16 protein-coding genes and 1 pseudogene are annotated in these 16,519 nt (G+C 43.1%); 5 read left to right on the plus strand and 12 right to left on the minus strand.

Features of this window, described 5'->3' with window-relative positions:
* Positions 1–147: 147 nt before the first annotated feature.
* On the minus strand, positions 148–1,221 hold the full coding sequence (locus M1D81_RS13985; protein ID WP_456266593.1) for a M42 family metallopeptidase: 1,074 nt from the start codon (positions 1,219–1,221) through the stop codon (positions 148–150).
* A gap of 199 nt (positions 1,222–1,420) precedes the next feature.
* Between M1D81_RS13985 and M1D81_RS13990 the strand changes: the two genes are divergently transcribed.
* Complete coding sequence (locus M1D81_RS13990; RefSeq protein WP_003217759.1) at positions 1,421–1,735, plus strand: PepSY domain-containing protein; 315 nt, start codon at positions 1,421–1,423, stop codon at positions 1,733–1,735.
* Between the two features lie 41 nt (positions 1,736–1,776).
* On the opposite strand, the gene M1D81_RS13995 is transcribed toward M1D81_RS13990, so the two are convergent.
* The 3 genes from M1D81_RS13995 to trmB all read right to left on the minus strand — a co-directional run bounded on the left by M1D81_RS13995 (position 1,777) and on the right by trmB (position 5,155).
* The gene (locus M1D81_RS13995) at positions 1,777–3,474 is read right to left on the minus strand and encodes an NAD-dependent malic enzyme (RefSeq protein WP_456270882.1); all 1,698 of its coding nucleotides are present in this window, start codon (positions 3,472–3,474) and stop codon (positions 1,777–1,779) included.
* A gap of 74 nt (positions 3,475–3,548) precedes the next feature.
* The gene (locus tag M1D81_RS14000) at positions 3,549–4,397 is read right to left on the minus strand and encodes a YtnP family quorum-quenching lactonase (RefSeq protein WP_135032608.1); all 849 of its coding nucleotides are present in this window, start codon (positions 4,395–4,397) and stop codon (positions 3,549–3,551) included.
* 116 nt (positions 4,398–4,513) lie between these two features.
* Positions 4,514–5,155 carry a tRNA (guanosine(46)-N7)-methyltransferase TrmB gene (gene trmB, locus M1D81_RS14005; protein ID WP_024424866.1) on the minus strand — a complete coding sequence of 214 codons (642 nt, stop codon included), beginning with the start codon at positions 5,153–5,155 and terminating at the stop codon, positions 4,514–4,516.
* A gap of 188 nt (positions 5,156–5,343) precedes the next feature.
* Between trmB and M1D81_RS14010 the strand changes: the two genes are divergently transcribed.
* Complete coding sequence (locus M1D81_RS14010; protein ID WP_025092409.1) at positions 5,344–5,619, plus strand: YtzH-like family protein; 276 nt, start codon at positions 5,344–5,346, stop codon at positions 5,617–5,619.
* On the opposite strand, the gene M1D81_RS14015 is transcribed toward M1D81_RS14010, so the two are convergent.
* The 4 genes from M1D81_RS14015 to thpR form a co-directional block, all read right to left on the minus strand.
* Entirely contained in the window at positions 5,616–6,416 is an 801-nt protein-coding gene (locus M1D81_RS14015) for a phosphotransferase family protein (RefSeq protein ID WP_024424868.1), read from the minus strand. The genes M1D81_RS14010 and M1D81_RS14015 overlap by 4 nt on opposite strands.
* A gap of 287 nt (positions 6,417–6,703) precedes the next feature.
* Positions 6,704–7,633: a YegS/Rv2252/BmrU family lipid kinase gene (locus tag M1D81_RS14020; protein ID WP_456266592.1), complete on the minus strand. Its 930-nt coding sequence runs from the start codon at positions 7,631–7,633 to the stop codon at positions 6,704–6,706.
* Between the two features lie 48 nt (positions 7,634–7,681).
* On the minus strand, positions 7,682–8,617 hold the full coding sequence (locus tag M1D81_RS14025) for a hypothetical protein (protein WP_456266591.1): 936 nt from the start codon (positions 8,615–8,617) through the stop codon (positions 7,682–7,684).
* Positions 8,618–8,642: 25 nt separating this feature from the next.
* A complete protein-coding gene (gene thpR / locus M1D81_RS14030) occupies positions 8,643–9,194 on the minus strand; it encodes an RNA 2',3'-cyclic phosphodiesterase (protein WP_456266590.1) in 552 nt (183 codons plus the stop codon).
* Positions 9,195–9,288: 94 nt separating this feature from the next.
* Between thpR and cysK the strand changes: the two genes are divergently transcribed.
* Positions 9,289–10,218, plus strand: a complete 930-nt coding sequence (gene cysK, locus M1D81_RS14035; protein WP_456266589.1) for a cysteine synthase A — start codon at positions 9,289–9,291, stop codon at positions 10,216–10,218.
* 39 nt (positions 10,219–10,257) lie between these two features.
* On the opposite strand, the pseudogene M1D81_RS14040 reads toward cysK, so the two are convergent.
* Positions 10,258–10,395: pseudogene (locus M1D81_RS14040) on the minus strand (Type 1 glutamine amidotransferase-like domain-containing protein); the annotation flags it as partial.
* 48 nt (positions 10,396–10,443) lie between these two features.
* Complete coding sequence (gene pepV / locus M1D81_RS14045) at positions 10,444–11,844, minus strand: dipeptidase PepV (RefSeq protein ID WP_456266588.1); 1,401 nt, start codon at positions 11,842–11,844, stop codon at positions 10,444–10,446.
* Positions 11,845–11,938: 94 nt separating this feature from the next.
* On the opposite strand from pepV, the gene M1D81_RS14050 reads away from it, so the two are divergent.
* Complete coding sequence (locus tag M1D81_RS14050) at positions 11,939–13,237, plus strand: NCS2 family permease (protein WP_456266587.1); 1,299 nt, start codon at positions 11,939–11,941, stop codon at positions 13,235–13,237.
* 371 nt (positions 13,238–13,608) lie between these two features.
* On the plus strand, positions 13,609–13,830 hold the full coding sequence (locus M1D81_RS14055; protein ID WP_008356419.1) for a DeoR family transcriptional regulator: 222 nt from the start codon (positions 13,609–13,611) through the stop codon (positions 13,828–13,830).
* Between the two features lie 275 nt (positions 13,831–14,105).
* Here the strand turns inward: M1D81_RS14055 and M1D81_RS14060 are convergent, their stop codons facing one another.
* Together M1D81_RS14060 and M1D81_RS14065 are read right to left on the minus strand one after the other, a co-directional pair.
* Positions 14,106–14,822: a pseudouridine synthase gene (locus M1D81_RS14060; RefSeq protein WP_456266586.1), complete on the minus strand. Its 717-nt coding sequence runs from the start codon at positions 14,820–14,822 to the stop codon at positions 14,106–14,108.
* Positions 14,823–14,838: 16 nt separating this feature from the next.
* Positions 14,839–16,461: a putative polysaccharide biosynthesis protein gene (locus M1D81_RS14065; RefSeq protein ID WP_456266585.1), complete on the minus strand. Its 1,623-nt coding sequence runs from the start codon at positions 16,459–16,461 to the stop codon at positions 14,839–14,841.
* Between the last annotated feature and the right edge of the window lie 58 nt (positions 16,462–16,519).

Raw genomic sequence — 16,519 nt, forward strand, 5'->3', positions numbered from 1 at the left:
ACCTTTGCAACCCTAGGAAGGACGAGTACCGGAGCGGAGCGAATTGTACATTCGTGAGCACCGGCACGCAGGACTGACACAGAATGCGAGGGTTTGTCTACACGCTGAAGCTGCTCTCATTGAAGAAGCAGCCTTTTTCTATTCTATTTATACTTGTTGATAAATAGAATCCACTGTACTTTGATCACAATTTTTGACAAGGCGGACAATTAATTCTTTAGCCGCTGCGTAATCATCCACATGCAAAACAGAATGACTTGTATGAATGTAGCGTGCGCAAACCCCAATGACAGCAGAAGGCACACCTTGGTTTGAAACATGAACACGTCCAGCGTCCGTACCACCCGGAGATACGAAATATTGATATGGAATGTTGTTTGTCTCAGCAGTATCAAGCACAAAGTCTCTCATTCCGCGGTGCGTAATCATTGTCCGATCATAAATACGCAGAAGTGCACCTTTTCCAAGCTGGCCGAACTGTGTTTTGTCACCTGTCACATCGTTTGCAGGACTCGCATCTAAAGCGAAGAAAAGATCTGGCTGAATCATATTCGCAGCTGCCTCAGCCCCTCTAAGCCCTACTTCCTCTTGAACAGTTGCTCCTGAGTACAGCTGACATGAAAGTGTTTCGTCTTTTAATTCTTTTAATAATTCAATTGCAAGGCCGCAGCCATAGCGGTTATCCCAAGCCTTTGCTAAAATCTTTTTTGGATTCGCCATTGGGGTAAAAACCGTTGCAGGAACGATTTGCTGTCCCGGACGAACGCCAAGCTCTTTTGCCTCTTCTTCACTGTCTGCACCAATATCAATGAGCATATCTGACGGCTTTACAGGTTTGCTTTTTTGTTCTGGCGTCAGAAGGTGAGGAGGTGTACTAGAGACAACACCAGGAATTGGCCCGCGGTCGGTATGAACGTCCACACGCTGCGCCAGCATGACTTGACTCCACCAGCCGCCAAGTGTTTGAAAACGAATCATCCCGTTTTTCGTAATCGATGAGACCATGAATCCGACTTCATCCATATGACCCGCTACCATAATTTTCGGTGCGTTTTCCTGCCCCTTGCGTACGCCAAACACTCCGCCAAGACGGTCTTGAATGAGTTCATCAGAATATTTCTTAAGTTCCTTTTTCATAAAAGCACGCACATGGTGCTCATTTCCTGGAGTTCCCTGTAATTCTGTTAAATTTCGGAAAAGCGACAATGTTTCTTCGTTCATTCTACAGTTTACCTCGTTTCTATGTAATGACCATATATATTCCTATAAAAATAACACTCACTTTATACTATAAGAATTCTTTCGGTTTTCCAAGTATCTCTCCAGAAATTTTGAATATGCTTTCAAGTATTCGGATTCCTTAACATCAATGGACAAGTTTTGTATAATGGAAAAAACAGCAATACGGAGGTGCAGCACGTTGAAGTTAAAACATGTTCTGATTGGTGCGAGTATTGGCGTAGCCGCTGCAATTGTTGCAAAAAAAGTATTTTTCCCTACGTATATCTCATCTGAAAAAGCATTAAAAATTGTGAAATCTGCTTTTAAACAGCGCGGCCCGATTGATGGCTCTTGGATTTATACTGTACCAGAACCGTATACCGTAAATGGTGAAACGATTGATGTGTACAAATCTGGCATTACCCGCTCTGCTTTTGGTGAGCTTGAACAGTATGAAGTGATGATTGATGCCAAAACTGGCATGATCGTGGATGTCATTGATTCTGTTGCTTGATCAAGAAAGCTTCGCAAAGACGTGTCCTTGCGAAGCTTTTTTTATATGGCTTTGATTTTTTTGTACACAGGATGCCACATAGCGTCCTGCACAGCCTGAATAAGATCATCAGGCGTTTCTTCTGCTATTCCTTCATCAATTGCTGCCTGGGCCACACGGACGGCCACTGTCGCTGAAACGGTTCGAAGCTGATCGACACTTGGCAGCATCGCTGCACCCGGCTTCCCAACATTGACCATGCTTGCAATGGCTTCAGCACTCGCAACAAACATTCTGTCTGTCATCAACCTGGCTTTTGACACAATTGTGCCTAGACCAAGTCCTGGGAAGACAAGGGCATTATTCGCTTGTCCAATTTCATATGTGACACCGCCATATTCGACAGGAGCAAATGGACTTCCCGTTGTCACAAGGGCACGTCCTTCAGTCCACTCAATCAGATCTTGCGGCTTTGCTTCTGAAAGAGGGGTCGGATTCGACATCGGTAAAATCGCAGGGCGCTCCACGTGTGACGCCATTTCTTTTACAATTTCCTCTGTAAAAGCACCTCCGACCGTCGAAGTGCCAATTAAGATTGTTGGTTTCGCCTGCTTGACGACCTCTAATAGATCAATCGAATGCTTTGGACCATTACGGGCATAATCCTTTACTTCGTCAGAACGTCTTGCATACGGCTTTTGAAATGGCTGAATGTCAGGTGAATCATCTGTGAGCAGCCCCGTTTTATCAATACACCAGAAATGATCGTAGGACTCCTCTTCTTTGACTCCGTCTCTGACGATCGCATCACGGATTTGCTCGGCTATGCCAATACCTGCCGTACCCGCTCCAAAAATGACGATACGGTGATCTTTCAGCGGAACCTTCGAAGCTTTTGCACATGCTAGAACTGCAGCAAGTGAAACAGCGCCAGTCCCTTGAATGTCATCGTTAAATGTACAAATACGGTCCTTATATTTTTCCAATATCGCACGGGCATTCTTTGTCCCAAAGTCTTCCCAGTGAAGGAGGGCATTTGGGAAAGTAGCGCGGGCAAGCTCGACATATTGATCAATGAACTGATCATAGCGCTCTCCTCGAACGCGGGAGTGCTGATTTCCAACATAAAGCGGATCATTCAAGAGACTTTCCTGGTTCGTTCCAGCATCAAGCACTACTGCCAGCACGCGGCTGGGATCAATGCCTGCTGCAGCTGTATAAACAGCAAGTTTACCAACTGAAATGGCAATCCCGCCAACGCCCCAGTCTCCAATGCCTAAAATGCCTTCTGCATCAGTTGCAACGATTAAGTCGATTGATTCATCGACACCATAAGAGGCAAAAATCTCTTCCATGCCTTCTAGATCATCAATCGATAAATACAGTCCTCTTGGCTTTCGATACTCATGGCTATAACGCTGAATAGCCGTCCCTACAGTCGGCGTGTAGACAATCGGAAGCATTTCCGCCAAGTGCTCATTAAGTAATTTGTAAAAAAGCACTTCATTTCTATCATGAAGTGATGTTAAATACACATTTTTCCCTAGATCATCCGGCTGTGCCTTAAACTGCTCATATGCACGCTTTGCCTGATCCTCTAAGGTTAAGACCTTAGGCGGAAGAAATCCCTTTAACCCGAGCTCCTCCCGCTCTTCCTTTGTAAATGCAACCCCTTTGTTTAAATAAGGGACTGACATGACTTCCATCCCTCTTAATGGTGTTTCGATCACATCACCATGTACACGATAAAATTGGTTCACCTGCACTCTTCCTTTCACAAGTTCATTTTGTCGTTATTTTGTGTGAAAGGCGAAAAAAACATACAGATGATCTTTTATCTTCCTGTTTCTCTTTTGATTTCGTGTGTGATCTGCCCGTCTTCGTCCCATTTTACAGCACGATAAATGGCATCATGATAAAACAAGTACCACGCATTTTTTTCTTCTGCAAATGCCTGCCACTTTTGCTTGGCTGGAATCGAGGTCATTGGGTAATCATCATATGCCAAAACCCAAAGTGGATTTTTATGAGCATGTGTTGGCATGATATCAGCTAAATGAATCGCTGTTTCACCTTCACTTGTGAGCGTTAAAATGCTATGACCATTGCTGTGTCCGCCTGTATGATGCAGCTCGATGCCTTCTGTCACTTCGATGCTTTCTTCAAATGTGACCACTTGGTCTGCCACAGGCTCCCAGTTTTCTTTCCAATATGTATTTCTTGAGCGAATGTTCGGCGCTCTCATTTCATCCCATTCGATTTTCGATGTGATGATTTTTGCCTGCTGAAAAACAGACACAAGCTTATCGCCTTCACGTTTTGTTAATCCGCTGGCATGATCAAAGTGCAGATGTGTCATTAATACGTAATCAATATCTGATGGTCGCAGGCCAAGCGCCGCTAGAGATTCTTCCAATTTGGTTTCCTCTGTCACGCCGTAATTGCGTTTTTGTTTATCTGTCAGCTTCCCTGATCCGATGCCGGAATCCACTAACAGATGAAGACCGTTCCACCGAATGAGAATTGGATCACATCGTAATTCAATTTGATTGCGGTCATTTACCGGGTATTTTTTTGACCATAATGGTTTTGGCACGACACCAAACATCGCTCCGCCGTCCATGTGCGTATCTCCCCCATTTAACCAAAACAGTTCCATTTCACCTATTTTCATTGTCTCCATTGCTGTCATCCCTCCTTTTTCTATCGTAGCAAATACAGCCAAAAATCGCATGCACCAATCTTTTCATAAAAAAAGCTGACTGCCATTTTTCTTTGCAGCCAGCTTGAAGTCACTTGTTATTCTGGGAATTTGACTTCTGATCGATAGATCGGTTGTCCCATAGAAGAGAATTTCTCTTCATATTCAGTCATCACATTTCCTTCTAAGCCGTCTTCATGTAAATCTAGACTGACATACGTTAAAAGAAGACCATATGCAGAAAAACTTTTTAAGGAATATTCAAATAACCCGCGGTTATCTGTTTTGAAATGTAACTCACCGCCTGGACGGAGAATATGTTCATATCGCTCTAAAAAGGTTTTAAACGTCAATCTGCGCTTTTCGTGTCTTGCTTTTGGCCACGGATCAGAGAAATTCAAATATACCCGGTCAATCTCATTTTCCGCAAACACATCTGTCAGCGTCTCAGCATTGATGTTCAAAAGCTTTACATTTTCAACATCTGTCTCTTTGATTTTATCTACTGCTGTCACAATAACACTTTTAAATAATTCAATGCCAATATAGTTGATATCAGGATGAAGCTTGCCCATTCCAGCAATAAAGCTCCCTTTTCCTGTCCCAACTTCGATATGGATTGGATGATCATTTCCAAACAGCTCATGCCATTTCCCTTTATATTGCTCGGGACTTGCTAAAGCAATATGAGCATTCTCAGCTAAGTAATCATCAGCCCATGGTTTATGTCGCATTCTCAATTTGATACACCTCTATTTTCTTTACATTTTATCAAGATACCATGAAACATAAAGACCCGCAAGACAGCATCTTCTATGTCCATATAAAAAGACCAGCCCTTCGCTTGAGCTGGTCTGCCGCATGTATAAATTGGGCGCTGAATGCACAGTTTAACCTCATAAATGACACGCAGGAAAGGAGCATTTGTATGGGTTTAAACCGTCAACATCAGCTTCAATTAATCAAAGATATTTTAACCGATCACCAGCTGGATTGCTGCGGGACTGTTGCAGAATATGAACAGGTGGGACGCGTGATTCAATTAATGCTGGCAAAAGAAGATCTGGATCCCGACATTCGTCAGCTGTTAACAGATATTTATGATTACAGCCAAAAGGGCACCTCTGTCAGTTCAATTGATGCACATATTGAGGAGCATCAATCACATCTGTCTGAGTGGGTCGAGAACATTCCACTGTCTTAATGGATGTTTAACCGTTTTAAGAGTGCATTTAGCTCCGCTTGCACTTCTTTTTGCGCCTTTTCATTTCCTTTTCGTTTATGCCAAACGACAAACGATACGGTTTCAGCGAGCACGTACCACGCCATGCGCTTTCGCAAATTGTCCGTCAGCGGGGCGCCGTACATAGAGAGCCAGCTTTCCCAGTTCTCTTCCTCAACATAATGGTATAAAAGCGGTCCAAGATCAATCGCTGGGTCTGCAATCATCGCCCCATCCCAATCGATCAAATAGAGCTGGTTTTCATCTGTCAGCAGCCAATTATTATGATTGAGATCGCAATGACAGACGACCTTGTCCTCAAAATGGACAGCTTCCACATGCTTCTCTAAATACTGGATGGCACGCGAGATGTCTTGTGAATCAATTTGCTCGTTTAATATGGACTGTTTCAGATGCATCAGAATGGATTCTGGGTCTAGAGAGTGCTTCTCTAATCGTTTCAGCATATCGAGCAATTCTTTTGATGTATGAATTTTTCTTAGCTGCTCTGCTACAGGACGATCATTCATGTCCTTTGGCTTCAGCTCTCTGCCGCTCAGCCAGTGCTGTGCAGTAATCACATCTCCATTTTCCATCCGTTTTGTCCAGACAAGCTTCGGCACAATGCCTTCAGCTGACAAAACCGCAAGAAACGGTGACGTATTGCGTTTTAAAAATAGCTTTTGGTCATTGTGTGTTGCGAAGTACGCATCCCCCGTAGCGCCTCCAGCCGGAGAGATGTGCCATTCGCTACCTAATATTTGTCCCAACCAGTTCATATCAATTTTCAACCCATCATTTCTTAAAATATTTTAAATCTTGCTTTTTTAGTCGACAAAATTCAGCCGATTGAGGATCAATTGGCTGTTTCTTTTTTTATTTATATGATCATAAAAACAAAAAGGACAGCTATTGAGAATGAGATGCTAAACAATAGCCGTCCTATAGATTTTATCGTTACCTTCTTATACTCGTCAAGCAAAACTAAAAAATCAGGACAAGAACCTTATGAAAAAAGAAGGCTTTTTTCATAAGGTTCTTTGACTGCGGACATACCGCCAGTTATTTAAGCACGTAATTTTAAGGATCGTTCACTTGCCTTTACAAAGACAGGCGTTGCGCCGATCACTTCTCCATCTGCGTGAAATAAGATTTTTTCATCTGCTTCTAAAAACGCTTCCTCATGCTGAAACAGGGTAACCCCCTTCATCCCAAGGTGCTTTCGGAACACCATTGCACTTAGAAACAAAAGGACTTTGAATGGGTTTAAATCTGTGACAACCATCGTTTGAAAACCCGGCTGCCTCGCACTCACATCCGGCGCTGCTTCCAGCCCTCCCCCGTAATACGGGTGATTGCATACGATCACAAACCACACTTGGCGAAAGACTTTCTTCTCATTTTCAATAAATAACGCAAGATCAAACGGCTTAAATGACCATAAAGAATGGAGAAATGACAGAGGGTAGATGATAAAGCCAAGCCCCAGCCGTTTCAGCCACTTTTTCCCTCTAAAATGCACCGTTTTCCTCAGTACATGTGCGTCAAACCCCACACCGATATGATTGAGAAAGAGAACAGATTGCGGACTTTCGGCATGATCTTGAAAGGAGCCGAGAGAAAATGTTTTGGTGAGCATTCTCTTTTGCTTTCTCACTTCTTTTTGGACATCATGACGATGGATACCGAGACCCTTCGCAGCATCATTCCAATGACCCGCAGGGACAAAACTAAGCTGCACATGATCGATTTCCTTTAAGCCATTCAGTACTTCATGAATGGTGCCGTCACCGCCAATGACAATCAAGCGCTTCAGCCTGTCATCCTGCATGGCACTGATTTGTCTTGCCAAAACTTCTGCATGGCCTTCATGCTGGGTGAGAAATGATCGATAAGAGACCTCCACCTTTTGTAATTCTTTCTCTATGCTCCTCCATGTGCGGAGTCCTTTTCCATGTCCTGCTTCTGGATTAACGATAAAGTACCATTCATTCATATATTAGCTCCACTCAGGTCTCATTTTTCGTGACCTTCCATCATGCCTTTAATCGAGCCATTCCTGTCTTCTTTTGCTGTCTGATTCACCATAAGCAAGCAATGCCTTTGTCGCTTTAAATTGCTGATGTTTTGTCGGCGCCGTATTTTTCCGTTGCTTTTCAAACCACTCTTCTGCCTTCTTCTTATCGATCACCTCCATCCCATATGGAACTTCAGGTAAATCAATATAAGAGGTTCGGCTGATGAGGATTTTTTTCACAGGAAGGTCTACACCACTTTGCTGTAAGATCTTTGACACGACGGTGCCAGAACGCAAAAGGCTTGCACAAGGATTCAAGACGGACTGAACAGCTTTCCCAGTCGCCCGTTTTTCCCAAAAACGTTCCTTTGTTCCGATATAGACACTGTCTGGCTCGGCCTCTAAGAAGGATAAACAGATCACTTCGAGCGGCGTGATGAGTATCGGACATAATTCCATCTCAGCTTTTTGAATGAGCAGCACCGGCTTGTACATCACAAAATAAGAATCCGGGAGCTGCCTTGCAAGCATCCGCAGCTTTTCATCATACCGAATATGATGGGAAACGGTTGAAATATGTGAAATCGTCGAACTCGCCCATTTTAATTGCACTTCAAAGAGATGATCCTTAAAAAAGTGAATCAGCTTCGTTTCATCGGTAGGAACGTTTCTGAAAACCCCTTGCTCTATATCTGTCGGCTCGTTAAAAAGACTCAGGTCCCGTTCCTTTTTCATATCGGCTTCTTTTTGCTTTCTCTTTAAGGAGAATTTCTTTCTCTTTTCTTCCTCTTGTTCTGGCGCTTGTTGAGGAATTTGATCAAACGGTTGCTGCTCCTCCTCTTTTGAAGCCTTTTTTAACTCGTCCCATCTTTGTTTTTTCAACCGATTGAATTGATTGATATAGTGATGCGGGTCTTGTTCATATCGTGATATATAATCTTGAATTTTAATAATTTGCGCCATCTGCTGCTCACTCCAACTTCTAGAATCATTTATGTAGTGTAAATTGTTTGACCGCGTGATAACGAGGGGTTTCCTTCGGACGTATTTCAAATAAAGTGATACGAGAAACTTCCATCACATATGGCTCTTTGCGTAAAGGCGCTTGTTTTTCATAAGGGTCATCCGCATTCCATTTGCGCGCAATCGTCATATGCGGATGAAACGGTCTCTTTTCAACAGGGTGTCCTGCTGACAAGACGGCTTCCTTTACCTTTTCTCTTACATGCATGAGCGGCTCACTTTCATGAGGCTTTGCAAAAAAGACTCTCGGGCGTTCCGTTGCACCAAACTGCCCTACCTCATTCAGCTCTAGTGGAAATGCAGACACTTCATTTGAAAGGATGTCAAGCAGCTGGATGATCTTTTTTAAACGCTCTTCTGGAATGGCGCCTAAAAAGACAAGGGTCACATGATAATCATGTGGTGCTGTCCATTTTTGAAAGAACAGTCCGCTCCTTTGATCAATGTCTTGTTTGATTTGATGCGCAAGTTGTTCAGGGATGTGAATCCCTATAAAATAATGACGGTTTTCTGACACAATATCACCTGTCCTTTTTTAACAAACTTTACGAATCCCCATTGATGATAGTATAACTAAAGAAATGCGTAATGAGAAGAAAGGGTGTCATCTGATGAAAGTTGCACAAAATATAGCTGAGCTGATTGGCGATACACCGCTTGTCAAATTACAGCGGCTTCAGCCAGAGAATGCGGCGGCTGTTTACTTAAAGCTGGAATCATTTAATCCCAGCGGAAGTGTAAAAGACCGCGCGGCTTACAATATGATCGTCGAAGCAGAAAAACAAGGGAAACTCACAAAAGGAGCAACCATTATTGAGCCTACGAGCGGGAATACAGGGATTGGTTTAGCCATGAATGCCGCCGCAAGAGGCTACAAAGCCATCCTTGTCATGCCTGATACGATGACAAAGGAAAGAATCAATATTTTGAAGGCATACGGGGCGCAGGTCGTCTTAACCCCAGGAGAAGAAAAAATGCCAGGCTGCATCCGCAAGGCTGAGGAACTGGCTGCTCAAATTCCTCATAGCTTTATTCCCATGCAGTTTGACAATAGAGCGAACCCAGATGCACATAGAGGAACAACAGCAGTCGAAATTATGGAAGCTGTGAAACAACTTGGACAGCCCCTTGGAGCCTTTGTCGCAACAGCTGGAACTGGCGGTACTATTACAGGAACTGGAGAGGAATTAAAAAAGGCATTCCCTCATTTAACCATCCGTGTAGCAGAGCCTAAGGGTTCCCCAGTCTTATCTGGCGGGAAACCTGGGAAGCATAAACTCGTTGGCACAAGCCCAGGATTTATCCCCCATATTTTAAACGAGCACATCTATGATGACATCGTGCAAGTAAGTGACGAAGATGCTTATCACATCACACAGCAGCTTGCTAAGCTTGAAGGAATTTTAGTAGGCCCATCCTCTGGGGCGGCTTGCTATGCAGCCATTGAAACAGCCAAGCAATTACCGGCAGATCAAATCGTCATCTGTATGACAGCAGATACGGGCGAACGATACTTATCAAGTGATGTTTTTCAAGATTAAAAAAGGAACAGGGCAATAAATCCCTGTTCCTTGCTCAGTCTCAAGCTGCGTCCCTAATTGCTGAAAGGCTTCCTTCGCTGCCTCTACATAGCGCGTGACTTCTTCTACAGTACTTGCCGTTGGAAAGAAAGTCACGCGCTTCCCAATTAATGATTCATCCGCAAAGTCATGAAGAGCATCAGAACATTTTTTTCACTATGAATCCCCTTTGCTCTTTTCCAATTTCTATTTTGCTAATTCATACATGGCTTGTGCATAAAGAGCTGTTGCTCTTAGTAAGTCATCAATTTCAATATATTCATCCTTTTGATGGGCGCAGTCTGGTCTGCCAGGAAATAAAGGTCCAAAAGCAACGCCTGCTTCTAAAGATCTCGCATACGTTCCTCCCCCAATGGCAATAAGGGTTGCAGGATCTCCCGTTTGTTCCTCATATACCCGCTGCAAGGTTTTCACAAGCGGATGATCTTTTGAGACGTGATGCGGAGGGCTGTCTTCGAATTTTAGAAGGGCCGCTCCTTTGATGCTTTCAATTCCTTTTTTGACGTCCTTGCCGTCTGCTGTTACTGGATAGCGGACATTTAACCCTAGCTTTGCTTCCTCATTCTGTGTATAGCGGATTGTCCCAACATTCAACGTCAACTCTCCACTAATCTCATCTTTGCAAGCAATTCCCAGCTTTTGTCCTCTTGTATCCTGATCAAATAAAGCGTTGATTTGGGAAGTAAAGGCAAGTCCCTGCTCATCTAATTCGTGTCCGCATAAGAAATTCGCCATATGAATGCCCGCATTTGTCCCATGCGCCGGCTCCATGGCATGAACAGATACCCCTTTTAATGTAAAATGCAGTCCATCCGCTGCGCTTTTTACCTCACCAGATAATTGGTGATCAGCAAGATAGGCTTCGAAAGCTGTTTTTAATAATTCAGCATCGTGTTCCTGTGCAGCAGTCACAGTAGCAGCTGCCTCATCTGGCACCATATTGAGCCTCATACCCGATGTAAACTGCTTCAGCGTATAGCGCTGATGATTCACTGTTTGTTGATATGTAAATGACAAGGTGGCATCAATAATCCCTTTTTCCGCATGAATAATCGGAAAATCGGCGTCTGGTGCAAATCCGATTTGCGGCATCGCTTCGTGCTTGAAATAATGGTCCACACAGCGCCAATCGCTTTCTTCATCTGTGCCAATGATCATTCGGATTTTTTTCGACAGATGCAGACCAGTATCTTTTAAGATCTTCAGCGCATAAAATGCCGCCATGGTTGGGCCTTTATCATCAATAGCCCCGCGTGCAAAGATTTTATTTTCTCTGATGTCCGCTGAAAATGGCGGGGTTGTCCAGCCGTCGCCAGCAGGCACCACGTCCACATGACACAGCACACCTACGATGTCTTCGCCTTCCCCATATTCAATATGACCTGCATAGCCGTCGACATTCTTGACTGTGAAACCTTCGTCTTCCCCTTTTTTCAGCATATACTGCAGGGCATCATCGACTCTTTCACCAAATGGCTTTCCTTCTTTGCCGCCTTCTTCATCAAGGACACTTTCAATTTGTAAAAAAGATTGTGTGTCCTTGATCAAGTCGTCTTTTTTTCGGATTACTTCAGCTTCCCAATTCATTTTTCCATTCCTCCTTGAAAAAAGGTTGCAATCCACCCTTAAAACGAATATTATATTAATTGTTTTGTAATAATGTTCGTAAATGGAGGATTTTATGTTTCAGTTAAAAGAAAATCAAACCAACATAAAGAAAGAAATAATCGCTGGTATGACGACATTCTTCACTATGGTCTATATTGTTGCCGTCAACCCTGGAATTCTTTCAAAAGCAGGTATTCCTTTTGACCAAGTCTTTACTGCAACAATCATCGCTGCTGTTGTCGGTACGCTCTGGATGGCACTATTTGCAAATTATCCGATTGCCATTGCACCAGGCATGGGGCTGAATGTCTATTTCACCTTTACCGTTGTCGGCGGTGGCGGCATCAGCTATCAAACAGCGTTTAGTGCGGTATTTGTTGCTGGTATACTCTTTATTATTTTATCGTTAACATCCCTTAGAAAACAACTGATTCAAGCCATTCCAGATAATTTAAAGTACGGCATTACAGCAGGAATCGGGCTTTTCATTGCATTTATCGGCCTCCGTCAGTCTGGGATCATCGCTGCTGATCCAGAAAACCTTGTGAAGCTTGGCAATTTAAGCTCGCCTGTTGTCATTCTAACGCTTGTCGGCTTAATGATTTCGGTGATTTTAATGGTTCTGCAAATAAATGGTGCACTGTTTATCGGCATGTTAGCGACCACATTGATTGCGCTCGCAACTGGCCAGCTTCATTTCCCTAAAACACTGATGGACATCCCTGCACTGCCTGAAGGCATGCTGATTACAAATCCAATCGCTGCCTTTGGTGACGTGTTCTCTCATCATTTGTATGCTGTCGTCTTCTCCTTCTTACTGGTGACGATTTTTGATACAACAGGCACGATGATCGGTGTTGCTGAACAAGCCGGATTAATGAAAAACGGACAGCTGCCAAAAGTGCGCAGAGCCCTGCTCGCTGACTCTGCTGCCACGACGGTTGGTTCTATGTTTGGTACAAGCCCAACCACTGCTTATATTGAATCATCATCAGGAGTTGCTGCTGGCGGAAGAACTGGGCTGACGTCTTTAACGGTCGCTGCACTGTTTATTGTGGCATTATTTTTTGGTCCGCTCGTTCAAGCGATTTCTTCTTTACCATCGATCACATCACCTGTTTTAATCATTGTTGGCTGCTTGATGATGAACTCGGTGTCACGCATTCGCTGGAAGGAACTAGACGAGGCATTCCCTGCTTTCCTTGTTATTCTTTCGATGCCGCTGACTTCTAGTATCTCAACAGGAATTTCACTTGGATTTATTTCATATCCGCTTGTGAAATTGGCGAAAGGGAAATGGAGAGAAGTTCATGTGCTTGTTCTCATCTTTGCGGTCTTATTTTTCATTCAGCTCTTTTTCTTAGAAGGATAACAGAAACAAAAAAGGCACATCCTCATATGGAATGTGCCTTTTTGTCTTCATTGAATTTTTTATTTTGTAAATTTTCTGTGTTTATTTTTCGAACATTTGAAAATGTCAGCTTCTATCGCATCCCTTATCATTATTGGGTTGTAACCGGATTCAAATCATGATATATACCATATTTCATTTCATGAAGACAAGTTTAAAAACACGTAAAGTTGACTTTTTGGTGGAACTAGATGCATAATAACGTGTATAATAGAATAAAACATTAAGAAACACGAACATTTACCATTGTTGCATGTCCTTATTTCGCAGTTTTAGTGTAGTAAGTTGTGGTTAGTCAAGTCCATCCGATCTTATTGATAGGGAGTGGTTTTTTGAAACCTTCAACAAACCGTATGATGACTCGAATCAAATCAGTCTATATGTTCATTCAAGAGAAAGGTCTTGTGACGACACAAGAGCTGGTTGATGAATTCGGGATCACACCTAGAACCATTCAAAGAGACTTAAACGTGCTTGCCTATAACGATCTTGTTCATAGTCCAAGCAGAGGCAAATGGGAAACAACAAGAAAAAAAGTAAAAATATCATCTTAAGCGTATAATGAATTGTCCATATAACAAAAAGAACCGGCGTATGCCGGTTCTTTTCTTTTGCAAATTGTTGACGAAGGGCTAAAATGATTTTTATTTTAGCCCTTTGTCTTCTTTACAGCGTGATAGAAAACCTTTGAAGTCTAGGAAGAACGGCTACTTTTGCGGAGCGAATTTAACATTCGTGAGCACCAGCGCGCAGGACTGACAAAGAATGCGAGGGTTTGTCTACACGCTGAAGAACCGGCGTATGCCGGTTCTTTTCTTTTGTTCTTACGTTATTCACGATTCATTAAGCTGTCTAATTCTTCATCCGTCAATTCACGGTACTCTCCGGGTGCTAGATCTTCATCTAAAGAGACAGCCCCCATCGAGAGCCTTTTTAAAAAGACCACTTCATTTCCCACCGCTTGGGCCATCAGCTTCACTTGATGGTACTTCCCTTCAGTAATCGTTAAACGGATGCGTGTATCTTCCTCTTCATTCGCATCTACTTCAACCTTCGCCGGCTTCGTGTGATAATCATCTAAGATGACAACGCCCTCTTCAAGACGCTTAATGTCTTGATCTCCTAAAGGATATTTCAAATGAACCTCGTACGTTTTTGGCACATGCTTTTTTGGAGAAAGTAATTGATGAGCAAGCTGTCCATCATTTGTGAGGAGAAGGAGACCGACCGTATCCTTATCCAGTCTCCCCACAGGGAATGGCTCCCTTGCGATATCCTCCGGCTCAAGTAAATCGACAACCGTTTCATCCCGCAGATCTTCAGTTGCTGAGATCACCCCGTCAGGCTTATTCATCATTAAGTAAATGAATTCTTTATACTCTACACGCTCTCCGTGTACGAGCACTTCATCATTTGATGGATCAACATGATCTTTCACTTGCTTTGCCACTTCTCCATTCACTGTGACCGCCCGCGCCTTGACAAGCTTTTTCACATCTTTTCTTGAACCAAAGCCGCTGTTAGCAAGCAATTTATCAAGCCTCATGAATATCTACCTCTTCTTAACTCTTTTTTCTTAAAAATTTCGGCATACGGCTGCCAAGTACACGCTCTAGTAATCCCACCTTATAAGACAAGTACATATACACACCGCCGCCAGCGATCGCGGAAATCAAAATCACGATACCCGCTTGAATAATTCCGCCTTCATAAGAAATCACTTGGTTCACAATCTGGCTTGTCACATATGCCACGACAGCCATGATCGCCGTTAAAATACCAATGAGAATAAAACGTTTGAAAATTCTGCGGAACGAATAGCCGGCATGGCGTTTAATCATGATAAACATATACAAGATGGATGCACTGTAGCCTAATGCTGTTGCCAGCACAGAACCATTTCCTTGCAGCCAGCTGATCAGCGGGATGTTTAGAATCGTTTTAATGATGATTCCTAACAAAAGACTGACGATGGCAAATTTTTGTTTGTTGATCCCTTGCAGAATCGCTGCACTAATGGTGAATAGAGAAAACAATAATGCAACAGGTGCATACCAGAACAAAATGGAGATCCCAATTTCAGGATGAACAGACGGATAGAAAAACCAATAAACCGGTCCAGCCAATGCCGAGATACCAAATGAAGCAGGCAGCACGAAAAATAAAATGACTTGCATCGTCTGATCTATTTGTCTATTGAGCAGCTTGTAATTACGTGCTGTAAATAATTCCGTAATCGTCGGAATCAATGTTAAACCAAACGCTGTTGCAAGTGACACAGGAATCATCACGATCTTCGGTAAATATAACGTCACAATGGACAATACCGCTGTACTAATATCCTGATGTCCGGATGCAATCATGGCTCTGTTAATTGTGTTTGTATCGATATAAGAATAAATTGGAATCGCAAGTCCAACAAATACATACGGCGCCGCATAGCTAAACAGCTCTGTAAACATTTGCTTATAAGATAAATCAGAGTGAGCGCCTGTATTCGGCTGCATGGCTAAGAGCCGGTCCTTCCGCTTCAGCCAATATAAATAAAGCGTGAATAAACCGCCAAATGCACCGATCAGTGCGGCAAAAGTTGCATATCCGACAGCAATGACAAGCCCGCCGTCAAGCACCTTTAAAATAATAAACGTCGCCGTTAATAGGAAGATGATTCTGACAAGCTGTTCAATCACTTGGGAAACAGCTGTCGGTCCCATCATGGAGTGTCCTTGGAAGAACCCGCGTACAAGACTCATGATCGGGACAACCAAAAGACCTAAGCTGACCATTCGAATCACATATACTACTTGATCGACAGTCAAACCGCCTGTTTCATTTGATCCGCCAAGCTGAATCTTGGCAAAAATCGGTGCGGACAAATATAAAATAGAAAAGGCGATAATCCCGGTGACAAGCATGACCGACATACCTGCCCTGAACATTTTTCTTGTTGTCTCATAATCGCCGATCGCATTATATTTGGAAACAAATTTTGATACCGCTGTTGGAAAACCAAGCGTAGCAATACTTAAAAAGATCGTATACTGATTGTATCCATATTGGAATAGCGCACCACCAGTAGCTCCAACCAGTGCGCTAAATGGAATTAAATAAATCATACCAAGAATACGAGAGAGATACGTCCCTATCGTTAAAACCAACGTACCACGAAGCAGTTTATTAGACATGCGCTTAACCACCATTTTTCTAATGAATATTCAACTTAACTATTTTACCACATCAATT

The organism is Bacillus sp. JZ105 (assembly GCF_053903125.1).

Coding starts and splice junctions, on each gene's coding strand:
- M1D81_RS13985 (WP_456266593.1), bottom strand. CDS start 1,221: ATGAACGAAGAAACATTGTCGCTTTTCCGAAATTTAACAGAATTACAG.
- M1D81_RS14000 (WP_135032608.1), bottom strand. CDS start 4,397: ATGGAGACAATGAAAATAGGTGAAATGGAACTGTTTTGGTTAAATGGG.
- M1D81_RS14010 (WP_025092409.1), top strand. CDS start 5,344: ATGGGTTTAAACCGTCAACATCAGCTTCAATTAATCAAAGATATTTTA.
- M1D81_RS14015 (WP_024424868.1), bottom strand. CDS start 6,416: ATGAACTGGTTGGGACAAATATTAGGTAGCGAATGGCACATCTCTCCG.
- M1D81_RS14020 (WP_456266592.1), bottom strand. CDS start 7,633: ATGAATGAATGGTACTTTATCGTTAATCCAGAAGCAGGACATGGAAAA.
- M1D81_RS14025 (WP_456266591.1), bottom strand. CDS start 8,617: ATGGCGCAAATTATTAAAATTCAAGATTATATATCACGATATGAACAA.
- cysK (WP_456266589.1), top strand. CDS start 9,289: ATGAAAGTTGCACAAAATATAGCTGAGCTGATTGGCGATACACCGCTT.
- pepV (WP_456266588.1), bottom strand. CDS start 11,844: ATGAATTGGGAAGCTGAAGTAATCCGAAAAAAAGACGACTTGATCAAG.
- M1D81_RS14050 (WP_456266587.1), top strand. CDS start 11,939: ATGTTTCAGTTAAAAGAAAATCAAACCAACATAAAGAAAGAAATAATC.
- M1D81_RS14060 (WP_456266586.1), bottom strand. CDS start 14,822: ATGAGGCTTGATAAATTGCTTGCTAACAGCGGCTTTGGTTCAAGAAAA.
- M1D81_RS14065 (WP_456266585.1), bottom strand. CDS start 16,461: ATGTCTAATAAACTGCTTCGTGGTACGTTGGTTTTAACGATAGGGACG.